The organism is Reichenbachiella sp. MSK19-1, from assembly GCF_003590315.1.
Lineage (GTDB): Bacteria > Bacteroidota > Bacteroidia > Cytophagales > Cyclobacteriaceae > Reichenbachiella > Reichenbachiella agariperforans.
This window is the reverse complement of record NZ_MIER01000016.1, coordinates 218141-235754: the sequence shown is the minus strand read 5'-3', so window position 1 is coordinate 235754 and position 17614 is coordinate 218141. Positions and strand designations below refer to the sequence as shown.

Below are 17614 nucleotides of genomic sequence, written 5' to 3'. Positions count from 1 at the left end.
ATGCCCATGATCAAAAAGCAATTGACGGCCTTAGTGAATCTCGCTAAGAGTGATGATAACATCGATGAGCGCGAACGCTCTTTGATCTTCAAAATAGGTAGCGCTCATGGCCTCTCTGATGAGTCCATTCAAGAGATAGTAGACCACCCCGGTGAACTTACCGGGGTGGCTAATTTGGACCCTGACGAGAAGTTCGAATTCCTCTATAGCATCATCCAACTCATGAAGGTAGATGACGAGATCTTCAACGAGGAGGTTGAATACTGCAACATGATCGCTGACAAACTGGGCTATAGCTATGGTGCTGTGATGGAGATGTATCCCTTGGTGCACAAGAATCTCGTGATCAAAAGCGAAAAGTTGTCGCTTAAGAAAAAATTAAACGCCTTTTTAAAATAGATTTTCTTCTATACATCATTTCGTCGTTAGTTTGCATTAGACTGTAGTAGACTACTATGCGACGAATCATTTTATTATCGATACTTTTTATGACCCAGTCGGGTATGGCTATCTGCCAAGACATCTTGGTAAGAGGTGCTGTGATGGACAGTGAGACAGCGGATGTACTCCGGGATGTTCAGGTTTATACGCACATCCACTCGGGTACGTATAGCGATATCGATGGCAACTTCGTGGTAAAAGTGCTGTCAGGGGATACGCTACACTTTTCCTTGCTGGGCTACAAGGAGCAGCAGTATGTGGTCACCGACTCGATTCGCTATCAAAACATCATGATCAGCATGAAGAAAACTACCATCGTGTTAGAGGATGTGCAGGTCAGTAGTATGTATCAGGCGAATACCATCATCCGAAACCCACGTCTCGAATCAGTGCATGTTAATGGAGTCTATGCAGCCCCCAAAACGGAAGCGGACGATTATAGATTAGGGGCAATGGGTGCAGTCGCTAGTCCTGCCACGGCGGTCTACCGTATGGTAAGCAAGCAGTACAAACAAGAGAAACGTGTCTACAATGAATCGCTGGCTCGTGAGGCGGAGGGTGAAACCTTTGATGTGGCGAAAGAAAAAATGGAGGAGATCTTAGAGATCATGGGACAGCGACTAGATGAATATTACTACATCGATTTTATTCACTATGCAGGGATGGACTTACAGTCCTTTGCGAGGAGGGAAGTCTACGAGCTTGTACAGATCTTACCTAAAAACCTAGACGGTTACTATGATTACCTAGATGAGAAACTCAAAGAAGAAGAGCGAATCAAATCAGGTGCGAAGCAAAACCCTACGTTTCATTAATTTTAGTACCCTGTATGGCCTTGTGGATTTGACGCTTCGTACACAGTAGTTTTACTTTTTTTAGGGATGAAACATGGAAGAGAGTACAGTCTGATCCTTTCTAAGAAATCACTTTAACCCTTAAGACGGCCTCCTGCTTGCGCTAGCTAAGTGTTATGCTTGCGCAAGGATGACGGTCTGCTTGCGCAGCCTCAAGCCCATGCTTGCACAACCGTTTTATGTTTCAAAAGTCCACCCTCTGCGGTCTTGCTTTATGGTTATATGGTTTTGTGAACTCGTATCAAGGATAGCACAAAGTCATGGCATTTTTATTTACCTCTTTAGGCACAAAAAAACCTGACGGAGACCGCCAGGTTTTTAGTTATTCTCCTTTTGGGAGAGAAATTCTTATTATGGCTGAACCAATACTTCGATTTCTAAATAAGCATCATTATCATATCCATTGCCACTTTGACCTTTGTAAATCTCAGTTACTTTGATTGCGCCTATTTTTGACCCACCTTCTTTGCCAGCATCAGTACTGAAAAGGATGATTTGTCCTTCAGTTAGATCTTCTACTGTACCAATCTCATCAGAGGTATTGTCAGCATATGCAGTAGCTAGTGCAGCAGAAGTAGATAGTGCCATGTATTCTTCAGAAGACAAAGTCGTTTCTTTGAACATTGTAGCATTTAAAGTTCCCCAACCTTGACCATCTGCTGACAAGTCATAAACTGAAGAAGGGTATGTCGCTGGTGATCCTAAATTAGCTTCACTGAAGTAATAGTATCCAAAATCAACATCTGCAGAGCTAGCAGTACTAGCAACGACTTCACCAGAACTAATAGTTTCTCCTAAGTTAGTAGAGAAAAATGTATGAGAGTCTCTTGTCTGAGTAGGCGCATACAATAGTTTTTCTGTATATGAGATTGCTGGGATAGATGTGATATCTAGATCTATAGAAACGGATGCAGTTGCATTTTGATCATCTACGGCAGTCACTGTGAAAGTCAAAGTTTGACCTGCGTAAGCTTCAGGAATTGTAACCAAAATGTTATCAGATGTAAAGCTAGTTTCTGTAGCACCTGGTTCTTTAGAGGCAGTGTATGCTGTTGTCACGTCTGCACCGTCAGCATCTTCGATAGTTGCAGTAGTCGTGTTGAAAACGCCTGGAGCATCTACTGTATAGCTGAATGTAACTTCTTCGCCAGCGGTGATCTCAGTAACTGAAGACGAAGGGCTAGTAATCGTAATGACTGGTGCATCGAATGTTTCTTCATCATCGGTGCTACATGCCACGGCAAATACCAATAAGCTTAGGCACATTAATCTTGTTAGGTTCTTAATAATTTTCATAGACTTAGATTTTAATTGTTTGAAATTGTGTTAAATATTTACTTCCACTGACATGACAAAAGTCATACCTAAAAACGATAAGGTTGATAAAAAAACATTGTATTTCGATCAACACGGTTTATTTCTCTATGGGATCGTTTTAATCGGGGGGAATTAAACGGTCGAGTTTTTTTACTAAAGATGTCACTAGCAATAGATTGAATGACCTTTGTTTAGTTTCATGTTTGTAAGAGTTGGTTATAAATTAAAGTTAGTCATTTGATAGAATATATCATACTACTATAGTTAAGTGTCAATTTTATCTTGAGGCCAAGATGCCACATTTGGGGATTAGTTACGTCAAACTATTTCCCCAAGTTACTATAGAAACCTGCTTTCGATTTTAATAAAAGTTAAAATCGTTTATGAAATGCATCAATTGTACTTTGTCTTCAAGCCAGACAGTGTAATTTTCAAAAACCTTGAATTAAGAAGATGATTTATATCCTTTATTAATCGAACTCAGGTTAGTAAGGCTTTAGTGGCGAAAATATTTTACGGCTAGTGTTCTACTGTTCGGTAGGATATTCGTACCCGTATAGTTTGGTGATTTTCTTTTTCGAGAGTTTTTCTACTTCCATGGTGACGTATAGATCTTCTATGGGTTTGTCTCCTCTGGCTGTTTTTACAGCAGCTACTTGGTCGATGATCTCTAGTCCTTCTACCACCCGGCCAAACACGGTGTATTCATTGTCTAGGTGTGGAGAGCCACCTACAGTAGTATAGGTTTCCTTTTGTTGGGCAGTGAGTGTGATTGGCTCGAAGCTGCCCTCTATCTCCGTCATCACGATTGCTATCAGCGAATCAAATGCTTCGGGGTTGTTCTCTTGTCTATAGGCTTGTAGTTTTTCGAGCTGTGGTTTGTTTTCAGATTTGGTGATGTATTCGTTGAAGAGTTGGTTTTTGGTTCCCATATTCATTTGCTCTTCGTACTGATCGATCTCTTCTGCCGTATAGGTTTTGCCCTGTACGATGTAGAACTGGCACCAGCTAGAAGCCTTTTTAGGATTGATATTGTCGCCTTGTCTTGCTGCAGCCAGTGCTCCTTTTTCATGGATATAGCCTTTGCTGAGTTCGGCAGGGATGGTTTTTTTATTTCTTGTCCCTTCTTTCGCATCTATGTCACCTGCCTGGATCATAAAATCCTGGATCACTCGGTGAAAGGTCGTGCTGTCATAGTCACCAGACTCGGCGAGCTCGATGAAATTGGCTTTGTGTAGCGGGGTCTCATCATACAGGAGGACTTTCATATCCCCAAATGAAGTGTGTATGGTGACGATGTAGTCTTTTCGGTCTTTGGCACATGAGACCAAGATGACCATTGATAGTACGAGTAGCGAGAGTTGTTTTTTCATCTGTTTAATCTTCTGCTTGTTGTTTTCTGATTTCTGCTAAAATTTCTTTTCCTCCATGATCGAGGACGTATTGCGCGAGTTTTTTTCCTGTCTCAGGCCCTTCGTTTGGTGATGAAGTATAGGTCTGTGAGACTTGTTCGCGACCATCTAGGCTGATGATGCCACCTGTGAGGGTGAGTTGGCCATTTTCTAATCTGGCACGTCCGTAGACGGGGATGCTACAGCCGCCATTCATGATCTGTAGGTAACTGCGTTCGGCGAGGAGGCATTGTTCCGTTTCGGGGTGATTGGTGGCTTTTCGGATCAAGGCTTTCTTTTCGTCTGAGATACCACGGTAGACTTCTATGGTGACACTGCCTTGGCCTACGGCAGGCACGAACTCGTTTTCGTCAAAGTGATGTACCATCATATCGTCAAATCCCATGCGGTGCGCGCCGGCATAGGCGAGCCACAGTGCATCGCAGACACCACTTTTCATTTTTTTGATTCGTGTTTGTAGGTTGCCACGAACGGCTACCGTTTTCACATGAGGAAAATGCTTGTTGAGGAAGGCAATGCGGCGAGTGGATGAAGTCCCTAGTACTAAGTCTGGTTGATTAAAATCAATGGTCTTGTGGCTGATGAGCACGTCGTGTGCTTGCTCTCGTTCGCTAAACGCAATGAGCTCAAAGCCTTCAGGTAATGTGGAGGGCATGTCTTTGGCACTATGTACGGCGATATCGATAGCGCCGGATTTTAACTGCTCTTCGATCTCCTCAGTGAATACACCTTTGCTGCCGATCTTGGAGATGGTTACGTCTAGTCGCTTGTCTCCAGTGGTTTCGATCGTGATGATTTCACTCTCTACGCCTTCTTTGGCGAGCCGGTCTTGTACGAAGTAGGCTTGCCAGAGAGCAAGTTTGCTGCCGCGCGTTCCTATTTTTATTTTCATTTGGCTGTCATGATGCGACCTATCGTTAGGGAGAGGTCCATGAATAATATTTTGACGTTGGCATTGCGCTCTAGATGGTAGGCGGCTTGGTTCAGTTCCTTGCTGATGCGTTCTAGTTTATCCGTGCTTAGCGCTTTGCCAAAGTTGGTCACGAATCCTTGCTCGTCGGTGTTGAGTTTTAGTTTTTCATCAGGCATATAGACAGAGACGAGTGAGTGACGAATCATATTGACTGCATACTGCAGGTACATCTTCTGTGCAGTTTTGTTCATTTTGAAGAAGGTGTCATTGGCACCTGATATTGCCGTATAGTCTTTGGTCCAGCACTGGCGCATCCAGTCTCTGAACATGACATGGGAGTCTTCTTCTGCACTGACGACATTTTCTACAGCGGCTTTTATACTGCCCTCGGCGAGTGCAGCGATTTTCTTGGCGTTGCCTTCCTCTAGCCCTTTGGTGTTGACCAAGTAGCGGGTGATCTCCTCATGAGAAAAGCTGGGTACTTTGAATAACTGACATCTAGACAGGATGGTTGTGAGTAGTTTCTCATAATCATTTGTGACTAGGAGAAACAAGGTCTTCTCTGGCGGTTCTTCGAGGATTTTGAGGATACCATTGGCAGCAGAGACGTGCATGTTCTCGGGCAGCCAGATGATGAGTATCTTGTACTCCGCTTCGAAGGATTTGAGAGAGAGCGATTTGATGATATTTCTACTTTCCTCTTTGGAGATATTGGCATTTTTGTTCTCCGCACCGTAGTGACCGCTCCAGTCTTCTAGCGAGCCATATTTGTTGTTGGTGAGATAGCTGCGCCATTCTTTGAGATAGCTAGAGCTCACTACATTTTTACCCGTTACACTTTTGGTAGAGCTGACGGGATAGACGAACTGTAGGTCGGGATGAACCAGTTTATCGATTTTGGTGCAGTTGCTACAGACTCCACAGGAGTCTGTCTCTGATTTGTCTTTGCAGTTGATGTAGGCTGAGTATGCTAGTGCCAAGGCCATATTACCTGAACCCTGCTGTCCATAAAACAATTGCGCATGTGCGACATGGTTGTTTTGGATCGCTTGGATCAGTTGGTCTTTGGTGTCTTGCAGTCCAGGTATATCGGCGAATCTCATGAAGCTTTGCTGTTCGTATTGTAGATATGTAGGAGCATGTCTTTGTCTTTGGTATTAAATTTTTTTCCCTTTCTTTCCATCACGATGGAGGCAGTCTCCATGGCCTTGTCAAAGTCATAGGTGATCATTGCTCTGTCGCCTCCCCAGGAGAATGAAGGGATTCTTTTCCTTGGAAATCCTGCTCCGAAGATATTGGCACACACGCCTACAGTTGTGCCTGTATTGAACATTGTGTTGATGGCTGCTTTGGAGTGATCCCCCATCACCAATCCACAAAATTGAAGCTCCGTATCGATGTAGTTGCCAGTGAGTTCGTCCCACATCTCGACGTGGGTGTAGTTGTTTTTGAGATTGGAGTTGTTGGTGTCTGCGCCAAGGTTGCACCACTCGCCGAGGACGGAGTTGCCCAGGAACCCGTCGTGTGCTTTGTTGGAGTTGCCGTAGAGGATGGAGTTGGAGAGCTCTCCGCCGATTTTGCAACCAGGCCCTACAGTGCTGCCTTCTCGTATTTTGGCGTTCATGTTGATGCGTGATCCTTCGCCTAGCGAAAACGGTCCACGGATCGTGGCACCTTCTTGAATCTCTGCTCCTTTGGCGAGATAAATGGGGCCATTTTCGGCATTGAGTATGGCTGCTTTGATTTTTACACCTTCTTCTAGGAATATGTTTTCTTCACCATAGACGATGGTGTGTGGATCAGCTATCGGTGCTGAGATTTTTCCTTCGGTGAGCAAATCAAAATCCTGTTGGATTTCGTGGGCATTGTTGAGGAATAGACTCCATGTACGATCGATGTAGATCAGTTCGCCTTCATAGGCTGTTTTGGGTAGTGCTAGCAGCAGCGCTGCTTCGTCTCGTGTCGCAAAACTTCCCTTCGTAGCGATCCAGAGGTCGTCTTGGTAGAGGGCTTGATTTTCTTCTAGGTTGGTGATGCGGTCTATCAGCGTAGCATTGGGGCAGACGGCACTGTTGATGGCGAGATCGAAGTGATCCCTTTTGGAAGGGAAAAGTGTAGATAGGCTGTCATCTGTCAGAAACGAAACCTCTTGGTTGAGCCTTTTTTCCCACTTTTCACGAATAGTGAGGATGCCGATACGGAGGTCCGCGATGGGTCGGGTGAAGGTAAGAGGAAGGAGTTTCGATCGGTGAATATCCAGATCGACGAGTGCTATATTCATAGGGGTAAAAATAAAAAAGTCTCCAAGAACTAAATCTTGAAGACCCCGATATTTTGAATGCAAAAAGGGATTATTTCTTTTTGTATCTTTTGTTGAATTTCTCAACTCTACCAGCAGTATCCACGAATAGTTTCTTGCCTGTGTAGAATGGGTGTGAAGCAGAGCTAACTTCTATTTTAACTACTGGGTATTCTTTACCATCTTCCCACTCGATTGTTTCGCTTGAGTTCATAGTAGACTTAGTCATAAACTTGAAGTCACTAGATGTGTCAAAGAAGATCACATCTCTGTACTCTGGATGAATGTCTTTTTTCATTTTATTATAGTTTTAATTGCGCTCATGGTTTTTGCCATGAATTTGATTTTTCGTTTTTCCAGTTCCTTTCTAAGAAAAGGATGGCAAAATTATGCATAGAGCATTGAAAAACAAACATGTTTTCTCAAATACTTTTCTGTCTATCAGGCTTTTATTGATCATAAGCCTAAGTGGTTGACTTAGAAACGACTCCATGTAGAATAGGTCATTTGGTTTGGATCTTGTCATGACAGGAATTAATCCCTATCATTGTTTCTTAAATTTTTGGTCTATGATGAGAAGTGTTTTGTTGCTAGGGATCGTGGTGGGTATGTGGAGTACAGTCTTGGGACAAAGTGTCTATGCGCCGTTGAATCAGGATTATTACCACTTGATAGATCGTGAAGAGGTGCTCAACAAGACCGTCAGTCCTAGTCTCCATACGAGCTACAAGCCCTATCGCCGGGTAGATGTCGTCACGCATATCGATAGCCTGTCGACCAATGAAAACAACCAACATTACTTACTCAATGATAACTGGGAGTTTGTGAGTGAGGGGGAGGTTTATGCTGCGAGCAAAAAACCTTTTTTAAAATGGTTTTATAGAACCAAACCAGACTTTTTGCATGTTAATCAAGAGTCCTTCCAGTTGAAGGTTAGCCCAGTACTGTACCTCGGGCTGGGGATCGATGACAATGCTGGTGCGAGACCTTTCACTAACACACGGGGGGTGGAACTACGCGGGAGCATTGATGATAAGGTGGGTTTCTACTCATACGTGGGCGAGAATCAGGCCTTGTTTCCGCAGTATGTGCAGGACTATACGAGTACCTACGGAGTGGTGCCCAACGAGGCTTTTTGGAAGAAGTTTGGAGAGGATGGAGCGGTCGATTTTTTCACAGCAAGAGGATATTTTACCTTTCAGGCGACCAAGCACATCGGGATACAATTCGGTCATGACAAGAATTTTATTGGCAATGGGTATCGATCGATGTTGTTGTCGGACTTTAGTGCGCCGAGTACTTTCCTAAAAATACAGACCAAAGTATGGAGATTGCAGTACACCAATTTATTTACAGAACTAGTGGCTGATGCACCATATACGACTTTTGGTTCTAATGGGACAGAGGTGTTTCCGAAGAAGTTTATGACAGCCCATCATTTGAGTTTCAATGTAACGGACAATTTTAATGTGGGAGTCTTCGAAGCGATCATTTTTCATCGTGGAGACAGTACGAGCTCCGCGTTTGAGTGGAACTACCTGAACCCAATTATTTTTTATCGCTCGATCGAGCAATTTACAGGGAGTCCAGACAATGCACTTTTTGGGATGGACTTCAAATGGAACATTGTCAAAAGTGTACAGCTTTATGGTCAGGGTCTCCTAGACGAACTGGTGGTGAGTGAGCTCAAAGCAGGCAATGGGTGGTGGGGCAATAAATACTCGCTTCAGCTTGGGGGGAAATACTACAATGTATTGGGTGTGAAAAATCTGGATCTACAGGCGGAGTATAATCTCTCAAGGCCATTTACCTATTCGCACGAATCGATATTTACTAACTATGCGCATTATCGTCAGCCGCTAGCCCACCCGTTAGGAGCGAATTTCAAGGAGCTGGTTTTGATCGCACGCTATCAGCCTATCAAATATCTATTTTTGACTGCCAAGGCGATAGCTTCGGACTATGGTACAGACCCGATTGGGCAAGATTTCGGAGGGGACGTGCTCAAGGACTACAATGAGCGTTCTGGTGATTATAACTATGATATAGGAGGTGGGGTTGGTAATCAAGTACTCTATATAGATCTCCTGGCTAGCTACATGTTGCGCCACAATTTGTTCATCGATTTGCGTCATATTTATCGAAATCAAGATAGTGACGATATGTCTTTGGATCAAACAACCCATTTCACCTCGATAGCCATTCGACTAAACATAGCAGCGAGAGACCATAGTTTCTAATTGCAGGGCGATAGTTTGTTGTTTTAACCCTCCTTCGTGTTCTGCTACGGTAGACGAGTTTCCGACCTTTTCAGTGCAGAGTCGCTTGGTGAACTTATTTTTTTGATCAAAAAAGCCACGAGGAAATCCCCGTGGCGCAATGTTTTTGTTTTGAAAAACAACCTACTTACTATCTGCAGTTTCTTTTACTACTTCGAGGAAGGGACGGCCAGAGATTTTACTTTCTAACCAGCTCATGATGTCAAAGTACAGCAAAGGCTTTGATTCGAACTTGTCTTCTCTCAGCGGCTCTAGGCTCAGCCTTAAGTTTTTCAGTTCACCTTTTAGGTCTAGAGGCATAATGTCCTCCGATCTTTTAATGAACTGCAAGATGATGTGGTGGAACTTACCTAGAATATTGCGCTGTCTGAGGTAGACGAAGGCACGCTTTCTGATTTTCTCCAGCTTTTTGTAATCACGCATTTCGTAGAGAGCGATCACATATATAATGTAAGAGAAGCTTTTTAGGTCTTCGCGCAAGTGTTCGTCATGATCCTTTAGAATTCTATCCAGATAGCTGATACACTTGTCATATTCCTGAAGACCAAAGTACAGTATCGCTGATTTATAGAAGATCACCAGCTGGTTGTTTCTATCTATGTAGTCCATGCTGTCCTCAATCTTGTGCAGGTATCTACCTAGACTATGCTCGTACTTTTTGAATTCCCCTTCCATGAAACACTTGTTCAGCGTCTGGATGGTGAGACATCTTAGGAGTAGTTGTTTGCTATTCGAGTCGATGGCTTTCATGTACAGCTTTTCAAATTCAATTAGCTCTTCATAGTACATGTTGAATCTGTCTCGGTCGTTGATTCGGAACAGTGACTGCAGCAGCCTGTTGAGTCCTCTCAGGAACTCGGCATGGCGTAGGTGTGTCAAATTGTTCTCTTTGAAAATACTGACCCATATCTCCGTGTACTTGACACAAGAATCAAAATCTTGAATCAAATAGGAGTACCAGTAGTAGGCGCGACACATATTATACTGTTCGCTAAACGAAAGGTGTGCTTTGTCGTATTCTGGCAAACTGGAGTAAAACAGCTTGTTGATTTTTTCGAGCTCATCTTCACTTCTGGCCATCCCTCCTTTGAGGAATTGTGCCTTCATGCGGAGCGCCACTGAGAAGAATGACTGGGCGACATTGATCTTGTTGAGGATGCTCTTGGTCTCTCGGTCTAGACGCAGTGTGGTCGTGGTGTCTAGGGTTAGCATTTGCTGGTTTTCTATGTTCTTTTCATAGTTGAGCAGAGCCAGTTTGAAAATATTTTTTTTGTAGTTATTGGCCGTCAATTTGATCTTGTTGAGCAGCTTCATACTCTCATCATAAAGCCCTTTTTTGTACAATAAACGCACATAATCAAGGTTTTCACGGAGCTGAATGTCTACGTCAGATTTCAGGTGACTGATCCGTAGGACGAGTAGTACTTGTTTGTACAGGTGAGATTTGAGATTAGCCAGTTGTGCTTTGCTAATATTTGACATCTTCTTGATGATGATTTTTTCATCGTATTCATCTAATTTGTCAAGGATATCAAAGAGCGTAATGAACTTGACATCTGCCTCATCATTGATCCGGCTGACATAAAGCTTGAAACTTCGCTTTTCAGACTTGGTCAGGGACTTTATGAGGTGGAAGAGTGGCTGTGCGCTAGAAATTTTGGACATGATATTAATGGTGCTATTTTTATTGATTTAATAAATTGAAAATCAGAAAGTTAAATGATTTTTGGGGTGTTTTGGGAATGTTATGTTATTGCTAATCTATTAAAATATTTGAAAATTAAAAATTTAGATTTGTAAACTCGAAAATGATCTGTGCTGACCGACAACTCTCAATTTAGGAGAGATCTACATCAAGGCACAGCGAAAGCAACATTTATTTATTGGATATGTCTATGAAGCAAACTATAAAAAATACAGGATTGTACTCTCCGGAGTTTGAGAGGGATTCTTGCGGGATTGGATTTATTGCTCAGATTAAAAATAAGCCTTCCCATAAGATCGTGTCAGACGGTCTGATCATGCTTGAGAAAATGGAACACCGAGGGGGTGTAGCTGCCGATGGTGAAACTGGCGATGGGGCTGGTATCATGACCCAGGTTCCTTATGCATTTTTCGAAGCAGTAGCCAAAGAAGAGAAGATAACGCTTCCTAAAAAAGAGCAATATGGTGTGGGCGTTCTGTTCGTGCCTAAAAATCTAGAAGAAGAACAAGGTCACCTAGATATCGTCTCTCAGGCGATCGAGGAATTAGGGTTCGACAACCTATGGTTGAGAAAAGTACCCGTCAATGATAAGAAGTTAGGTAAGATTGCCAAGCAATCTGAACCGACGATTTACCACGTTTTTGTCAAAAAGGATAATCTAAAAGGACTTGATCTGAACAGATCACTGTATGTCCTCAGAAAATCGATCGAGCACAAAGTGAAAAGCGTTTACCCAGTGAGCGATTTTTACATGCCGTCATTTTCGTCAACGACCATTATCTTCAAAGGAGAGTTGAGAACTTGGCAGATCCCTGAGTTCTACACGGATTTGAGAGATGATAGATACAAATCAGCCATTGCACTGGTTCACTCTAGATTCTCTACCAATACATTCCCAGAGTGGAGATTGGCACAGCCGTTTAGGTTCCTCGCGCACAATGGAGAGATCAACACGATCAAAGGTAACATCAACAAGATGTCCGCTCGTGAGGCACTATTGACCTCTACGAACTTTACCGATCAGGAGCTGGAGGTATTGTCTCCTATTTGTAATGGTAGATTCTCTGATTCGGCGAACCTAGATGCCATCTTAGAGTTGATGGTGATGGGGGGTACCAATATCCAGCACGCTATGGCGATGCTCGTGCCAGAGGCATGGCAAGAGGAGACCGTGATCAGCCCAGAGAAAAAAGCATTTTACGAATTTCACTCGACGATCTTTGAGCCATGGGATGGTCCTGCTTCACTCGTGTACACGGATGGTTATACGATAGGAGCCTCTTTGGATAGAAACGGCCTGAGACCTTCGCGTATCGTATTCACCAAAGATGATAGACTCGTACTCAGTTCTGAAGTAGGAGTGGTAGATATCGCACCAGAGAACGTAGCAAAGAACGAAAGACTAGGGCCAGGAGAAATGGTCATGGTGGATCTCCAATCAGGAAAGATTTCTTACAACAAGGAAATAAAAGAGTTTTTGGCGAATGCCCAGCCGTATCAAGAATGGGTAGATAAGAACCTCGTGAGAATCAACGAGCAGGTGAAGACACAGACATTTGCACGTGAACTCAAAGAAGATGAGCTCACGCAAAAGCAAATCGCTTACGGGTTTACCAACGAAGACGTGAAGTTCATCCTAGAGCCTATGCTGAAGGTCGGTACTGAGCCGCTCGGCTCGATGGGTAACGATACCGCGTTAGCAGTGTTTAGAGAACATAGTACGCACATCAGTCAGTATGTCAAACAGTTGTTTGCTCAGGTATCTAACCCTGCGATCGATCCGATCAGAGAGAAAGCGGTGATGTCCTTGGTCAACTACCTCGGTACTTCGTACAACGTACTAGACCATATCCCAGAGCACGCACACAAATTGAGAATAGAAAGCCCGATGCTTTCGACCGCTGAGTTTGAGTACATCAAAAATATCAATCTAGAGGGATTCAAGTCTGTTGTCGTTGATTCGACCTACGATAGCAGCCAAAAGAACCTAAAACAAGCACTCGAAGACTTATCAGCCGAGGTAGAAGCGCAGATCAATGGGGGAGCAAGTATCGTCATCATCTCTAACAGAGCAGTTGCCGCAGACAAGGTAAGAATACCTTCTTTGCTAGCGACTGGTGCGGTGCACAATCACTTGTTAGGCACGAAGCAAAGAGCAAAAGCGAGTTTGGTCATCGAAGGAGGTGATATCATCGAGACGCATCACTTTGCCACCTTGACTGGTTTTGGAGCTACAGCGATTTATCCGTTTATGGCGATCGAGACGATGCTTAGCGAAGGAGATACTTTAGGTGAGTCAGATCCTGCCAAATTGTTCGAGCAGTACAGAAAAGCAGTAGGCTATGGATTGAGAAAAATCCTTTCCAAGATGGGTATCTCTACGATACAGTCTTATGAATCTGCACAGATTTTCGAAATCCTAGGCTTGGATATTGAGGTGTCTGATATGTGTTTCAGAGGGACGCCATCTAGAATCTCAGGAAAGGGATTCGAGCAATTGGAAAAAGAGATTCTCGAGGATCACAACATAGCATTCAAATCAGTCAACGAATCTCCAGCACTGAGCACGGGAGGGTTGTACCAGTGGAAAAGAGATGGCGTACGTCACCTTTTCTCTCCAGAGGTCATCCACGCGCTACAGAAGTCGACGAGACTCGGCGACTATGAGCTGTTCAAGACCTATCAAAAGGAAGTGGACAACCAAGCGAAGCGCAACATCACGCTGCGTAGTATGTTCAACTTCAACTCGAAGGGAGCTATCAACATAGACGAAGTAGAGCCGATAGAGAATATTTTGCCACGATTTGCGACAGGAGCGATGTCTTTCGGGTCGATCTCTGAGGAGGCACATACGACAATCGCCAAGGCGATGAATAAGATCGGCGCAAAATCCAACAGTGGAGAAGGTGGAGAGGACGCCATTCGGTACGAGCCAAACCCAGACGGTACCTTGTCTAGGTCAGCGATCAAGCAGGTTGCTTCGGGACGATTCGGTGTGACAGCTCATTACCTCGTCAACGCAGATGAAATACAAATTAAAGTTGCGCAAGGAGCGAAACCAGGAGAGGGTGGACAGCTGCCGGGCAAGAAAGTCGATGAGACCATCGGTCGTATCAGACACAGTACACCGGGTGTATCCTTGATCTCACCGCCTCCTCACCATGATATTTACTCTATCGAGGATTTGGCGCAGTTGATTTATGATTTGAAGAACACCAACCAGCAGGCAGACATCAACGTCAAGTTGGTTTCTGAATCTGGTGTAGGGACGATTGCAGCAGGTGTGGCCAAAGCAAAGGCAGACAATATCCTCATCGCTGGACACGATGGCGGTACAGGAGCATCACCGATCAGTTCGGTACACCATGCGGGCATTCCTTGGGAGATTGGTCTAGCGGAGACGCACCAGACTCTGGAAAAGAACGGCCTCAGAAAGAAAGTGAAGCTACAGACAGATGGTCAGTTGAGATCAGCACGTGATTTGGCCATTGCGGCTATCCTCGGTGCAGAGGAGTGGGGTATCTCTACTGCAGTACTCGTCGTAGAGGGCTGTATCATGATGAGAAAATGTCACTTGAACACTTGCCCAGTGGGAGTCGCGACGCAGAACCCTGCCTTGAGACAATTGTTCTCTGGTCAGGTCGATCACATTGTCAATTTCTTCCAGTTCTTGGCGCAGGGACTCAGAGAGGTGATGGCAGAGTTGGGTGTCAAATCAGTGGATGAACTGATCGGACGTACGGATTTGTTGACTTTCGATCGTTCGTTGGCAGCAGAGCATGCGGGCAACATCGATTTGGAAGCCTTGCTTCAGAATCCATTCCACTCAGCAGAAGATGGCCTGTCTTGCAAAACAGAAAACCAAGATCACGAATTGGATATCGTGATTGACAATACACTGATCAAAGATGCTGCACCAGCCTTGGACAACAAGGAGAAGGTGAAACTAGAGTATCCGATCAACAACCAAAACAGAACGACAGGTGCAATGCTCTCAGGCCAATTGGCTCGTCTGCATGGACCCAACGGACTGGCAGAAGATACCATCAAGGTGAAGTTCGTCGGATCGGCAGGACAGAGTTTTGGTGCTTTCCTCGCACACGGGATTACCTTCAATCTCGAAGGGGAAGCCAATGACTATGTAGGAAAAGGCTTGTCAGGTGGACGAATCATCGTCTCACCAAATAAGAAGTCTGATCTCGTGGCAGCAGACAACATCATCGTGGGTAACGTGAACCTATACGGAGCGACCTCTGGTGAACTCTATGCCAACGGTAAGGCCGGAGAAAGATTCGCTGTGAGAAACTCAGGCGCGACAGCCATCACCGAAGGGCTCGGAGATCACGGGTGTGAGTACATGACTGGCGGTCGTGTGATCGTACTCGGTGAGACGGGCAAAAACTTCGCTGCAGGTATGAGTGGAGGGATTGCTTACATCTATGTAGACAATTTTGACTTTGCGTCAAGATGCAACATGGAGATGGTGGAGCTAGAAACGCCAAGTGCGGAGGATTTTGATTTCATCCATGAGATGATCAACAAGCACCAGAGATTTACAGACAGCAAAGTAGCCTTTGGACTACTGGACAACTGGGAATCAGCCAAAGGCAAATTTGTCAAGGTGATCCCGACAGAGTACAAAGCAGTACTAGAGAAACAAAAGTTAGCTAAAAAAGAGATCGCATAAGGATGGGACAAGTAGACGGATTTTTGACATACGACCGACACGCATTGCAATACGAAGAGGTCGACGAGAGAACGAAGCATTACAAGGAGTTTGTGAAGCCTGTCTCTGAGCAAGAGACCAACGAGCAAGCGGCACGTTGCATGGATTGTGGGATTCCTTTTTGCCATAGTGGGTGTCCTTTAGGTAATAAAATTCCTGATTTCAACGATGCGGTGTACCGCAAGGACTTCAAGGAAGCTTGGGGGATTTTGAAAAGCACCAACAACTTTCCAGAGTTTACAGGACGTATCTGTCCCGCTCCATGTGAGGGGTCATGTGTCCTTGGGATCAACAAAGACCCTGTTAGTATCGAGCACATCGAGAAGACTATCGCAGAGGAGGCTTTCGCCAATGGCTGGGAAACACCACACGAGATTATGGTCAAGTCAGGAAAGTCTGTGGCCGTGATTGGTTCAGGACCTGCTGGATTGGCTGCTGCCGAGCAGTTGTGCAAGCAAGGCCATGACGTGACAGTGTTCGAGCGTGATACACAGCCTGGTGGATTGTTGAGGTTTGGTATTCCAGATTTCAAATTGGACAAGAAAGTAGTCGAGAGACGTGTTGACCTGATGAAAGCCTCTGGTGTGAAGTTCGAGTGTGGTGTGGAGATTGGCAAAGACATAGATGCCAAAGAGATCGAGGAGAAATTTGACGCAATCACGATCACGACGGGTAGTACCGTAGCGAGAGATCTACCGATACCTGGGAGAGAGCTAGAGGGGATTCATCTGGCGATGAAGTTCTTAAAGAACTCCAATAAAGTGGTGTCTGGTGAGGACGCGAAGATCGTAGACGAGATGAATGCCAAAGATGCACACGTCATCGTGATCGGTGGCGGTGATACGGGCTCTGATTGTGTGGGTACGTCCATCAGACAAGGCGCACAAACAGTGACACAAATTGAGCTACTTGATAAGCCCTCTGAGAGCAGAGAAGCGACCAATCCTTGGCCAGAGTGGCCTTTGGTACTCAGAACATCGACTTCTCAGAAGGAAGGTGCGGAGCGAAACTGGTCTATCCTCACCAAGGAGTTTATCGGAAACGAGCAAGGGCAGGTCACAGGACTCAAAGTCGTAGACGTAGAGTGGACGGACAAGTCTAAGTTCCAGTTCAACGAAGTGGCTGGCTCGGAGCGTATCCTACCATGTGATAGAGCATATCTAGCGATCGGGTTTATGCACCCGCAGAAAGAGGGCTTGCTGGAGCAACTCGGTATCGAGACCAATGAGCGAGGCAATATCAAAGACGAAATGTACCGAACGAATAAGGAAAATATCTTTGCAGCAGGAGACTGTCGTAGAGGGCAATCGCTCGTCGTATGGGCGATCAGCGAAGGCCGAAAGGCTGCCTATTCGGTCAACAAATATTTGATGGCTTAACGTTCGGTTAGGGCATTGACGCATTGAATTGTTATTACAAATAATCACTGCATTTTGACCCAAATTACAATATTTGTCTCCGTAGCAGTTGGAGATAGGAAGACAAGTAGTTTTCTCATATTGTAGTTGGAAAGGACTTCAACTTGTTTGCCTTTGGCAGGCTAAGATTTGGAAGTTGTCTGTTGAAAACCCCGATGACATATGTCATCGGGGTTTTTCTTTTTTAGTATCTTGGAGTAAAAAGACTAGACAAGACGGCTTCTGTGGATGATGTTTTTGTTGCTCATTC

General features: G+C 44.7%; 12 protein-coding genes. 5 read left to right on the top strand and 7 right to left on the bottom strand.

The window, feature by feature from the left end; translation table 11 throughout:
- Positions 1-6 precede the first annotated feature (6 nt).
- Together BGP76_RS13680 and BGP76_RS13675 are read left to right on the top strand one after the other, a co-directional pair.
- Positions 7-399 carry a tellurite resistance TerB family protein gene (locus tag BGP76_RS13680; protein WP_139281034.1) on the top strand — a complete coding sequence of 131 codons (393 nt, stop codon included), beginning with the start codon at positions 7-9 and terminating at the stop codon, positions 397-399.
- Positions 400-455: 56 nt separating this feature from the next.
- Positions 456-1256 carry a carboxypeptidase-like regulatory domain-containing protein gene (locus BGP76_RS13675; protein WP_084190583.1) on the top strand — a complete coding sequence of 267 codons (801 nt, stop codon included), beginning with the start codon at positions 456-458 and terminating at the stop codon, positions 1254-1256.
- Positions 1257-1646: 390 nt separating this feature from the next.
- Here the strand turns inward: BGP76_RS13675 and BGP76_RS13670 are convergent, their stop codons facing one another.
- The 6 genes from BGP76_RS13670 to BGP76_RS13645 form a co-directional block, all read right to left on the bottom strand.
- Positions 1647-2591: a hypothetical protein gene (locus tag BGP76_RS13670; RefSeq protein WP_139281035.1), complete on the bottom strand. Its 945-nt coding sequence runs from the start codon at positions 2589-2591 to the stop codon at positions 1647-1649.
- Positions 2592-3139: 548 nt separating this feature from the next.
- A complete protein-coding gene (locus BGP76_RS13665) occupies positions 3140-3985 on the bottom strand; it encodes a peptidylprolyl isomerase (protein ID WP_073123689.1) in 846 nt (281 codons plus the stop codon).
- A gap of 4 nt (positions 3986-3989) precedes the next feature.
- Complete coding sequence (gene hemC / locus BGP76_RS13660) at positions 3990-4916, bottom strand: hydroxymethylbilane synthase (protein WP_119845104.1); 927 nt, start codon at positions 4914-4916, stop codon at positions 3990-3992.
- Entirely contained in the window at positions 4913-6040 is a 1128-nt protein-coding gene (locus BGP76_RS13655) for a DNA polymerase III subunit delta (protein ID WP_119845103.1), read from the bottom strand. Before BGP76_RS13655 ends, hemC begins: the two co-directional genes overlap by 4 nt.
- On the bottom strand, positions 6037-7218 hold the full coding sequence (locus BGP76_RS13650) for a GlmU family protein (protein WP_119845102.1): 1182 nt from the start codon (positions 7216-7218) through the stop codon (positions 6037-6039). Before BGP76_RS13650 ends, BGP76_RS13655 begins: the two co-directional genes overlap by 4 nt.
- Before the next feature lie 70 nt (positions 7219-7288).
- Complete coding sequence (locus tag BGP76_RS13645; protein ID WP_073123698.1) at positions 7289-7534, bottom strand: type B 50S ribosomal protein L31; 246 nt, start codon at positions 7532-7534, stop codon at positions 7289-7291.
- Positions 7535-7805: 271 nt separating this feature from the next.
- On the opposite strand from BGP76_RS13645, the gene BGP76_RS13640 reads away from it, so the two are divergent.
- Positions 7806-9476, top strand: coding sequence for a hypothetical protein (locus BGP76_RS13640; protein ID WP_255416136.1), 1671 nt, complete (start codon positions 7806-7808; stop codon positions 9474-9476).
- 162 nt (positions 9477-9638) lie between these two features.
- Here BGP76_RS13640 and BGP76_RS13635 read toward each other — a convergent pair whose 3' ends face one another.
- Positions 9639-11180, bottom strand: a complete 1542-nt coding sequence (locus BGP76_RS13635) for a hypothetical protein (protein ID WP_073123700.1) — start codon at positions 11178-11180, stop codon at positions 9639-9641.
- 230 nt (positions 11181-11410) lie between these two features.
- On the opposite strand from BGP76_RS13635, the gene gltB reads away from it, so the two are divergent.
- Positions 11411-15907 carry a glutamate synthase large subunit gene (gene gltB, locus BGP76_RS13630; protein ID WP_119845553.1) on the top strand — a complete coding sequence of 1499 codons (4497 nt, stop codon included), beginning with the start codon at positions 11411-11413 and terminating at the stop codon, positions 15905-15907.
- Positions 15908-15909: 2 nt separating this feature from the next.
- The gene (locus tag BGP76_RS13625) at positions 15910-17325 is read left to right on the top strand and encodes a glutamate synthase subunit beta (RefSeq protein WP_119845101.1); all 1416 of its coding nucleotides are present in this window, start codon (positions 15910-15912) and stop codon (positions 17323-17325) included.
- Positions 17326-17614: the final 289 nt, after the last annotated feature.

Bases quoted from the DNA above. Each gene is read 5' to 3' on its own strand.
- BGP76_RS13665 (WP_073123689.1), bottom strand. From the start codon at position 3,985: ATGAAAAAACAACTCTCGCTACTCGTACTATCAATGGTCATCTTGGTC.
- BGP76_RS13675 (WP_084190583.1), top strand. From the start codon at position 456: ATGCGACGAATCATTTTATTATCGATACTTTTTATGACCCAGTCGGGT.
- BGP76_RS13650 (WP_119845102.1), bottom strand. From the start codon at position 7,218: ATGAATATAGCACTCGTCGATCTGGATATTCACCGATCGAAACTCCTT.
- BGP76_RS13680 (WP_139281034.1), top strand. From the start codon at position 7: ATGATCAAAAAGCAATTGACGGCCTTAGTGAATCTCGCTAAGAGTGAT.
- BGP76_RS13655 (WP_119845103.1), bottom strand. From the start codon at position 6,040: ATGAGATTCGCCGATATACCTGGACTGCAAGACACCAAAGACCAACTG.
- BGP76_RS13635 (WP_073123700.1), bottom strand. From the start codon at position 11,180: ATGTCCAAAATTTCTAGCGCACAGCCACTCTTCCACCTCATAAAGTCC.
- BGP76_RS13645 (WP_073123698.1), bottom strand. From the start codon at position 7,534: ATGAAAAAAGACATTCATCCAGAGTACAGAGATGTGATCTTCTTTGAC.
- gltB (WP_119845553.1), top strand. From the start codon at position 11,411: ATGAAGCAAACTATAAAAAATACAGGATTGTACTCTCCGGAGTTTGAG.
- BGP76_RS13670 (WP_139281035.1), bottom strand. From the start codon at position 2,591: ATGAAAATTATTAAGAACCTAACAAGATTAATGTGCCTAAGCTTATTG.
- BGP76_RS13640 (WP_255416136.1), top strand. From the start codon at position 7,806: ATGATGAGAAGTGTTTTGTTGCTAGGGATCGTGGTGGGTATGTGGAGT.
- hemC (WP_119845104.1), bottom strand. From the start codon at position 4,916: ATGAAAATAAAAATAGGAACGCGCGGCAGCAAACTTGCTCTCTGGCAA.
- BGP76_RS13625 (WP_119845101.1), top strand. From the start codon at position 15,910: ATGGGACAAGTAGACGGATTTTTGACATACGACCGACACGCATTGCAA.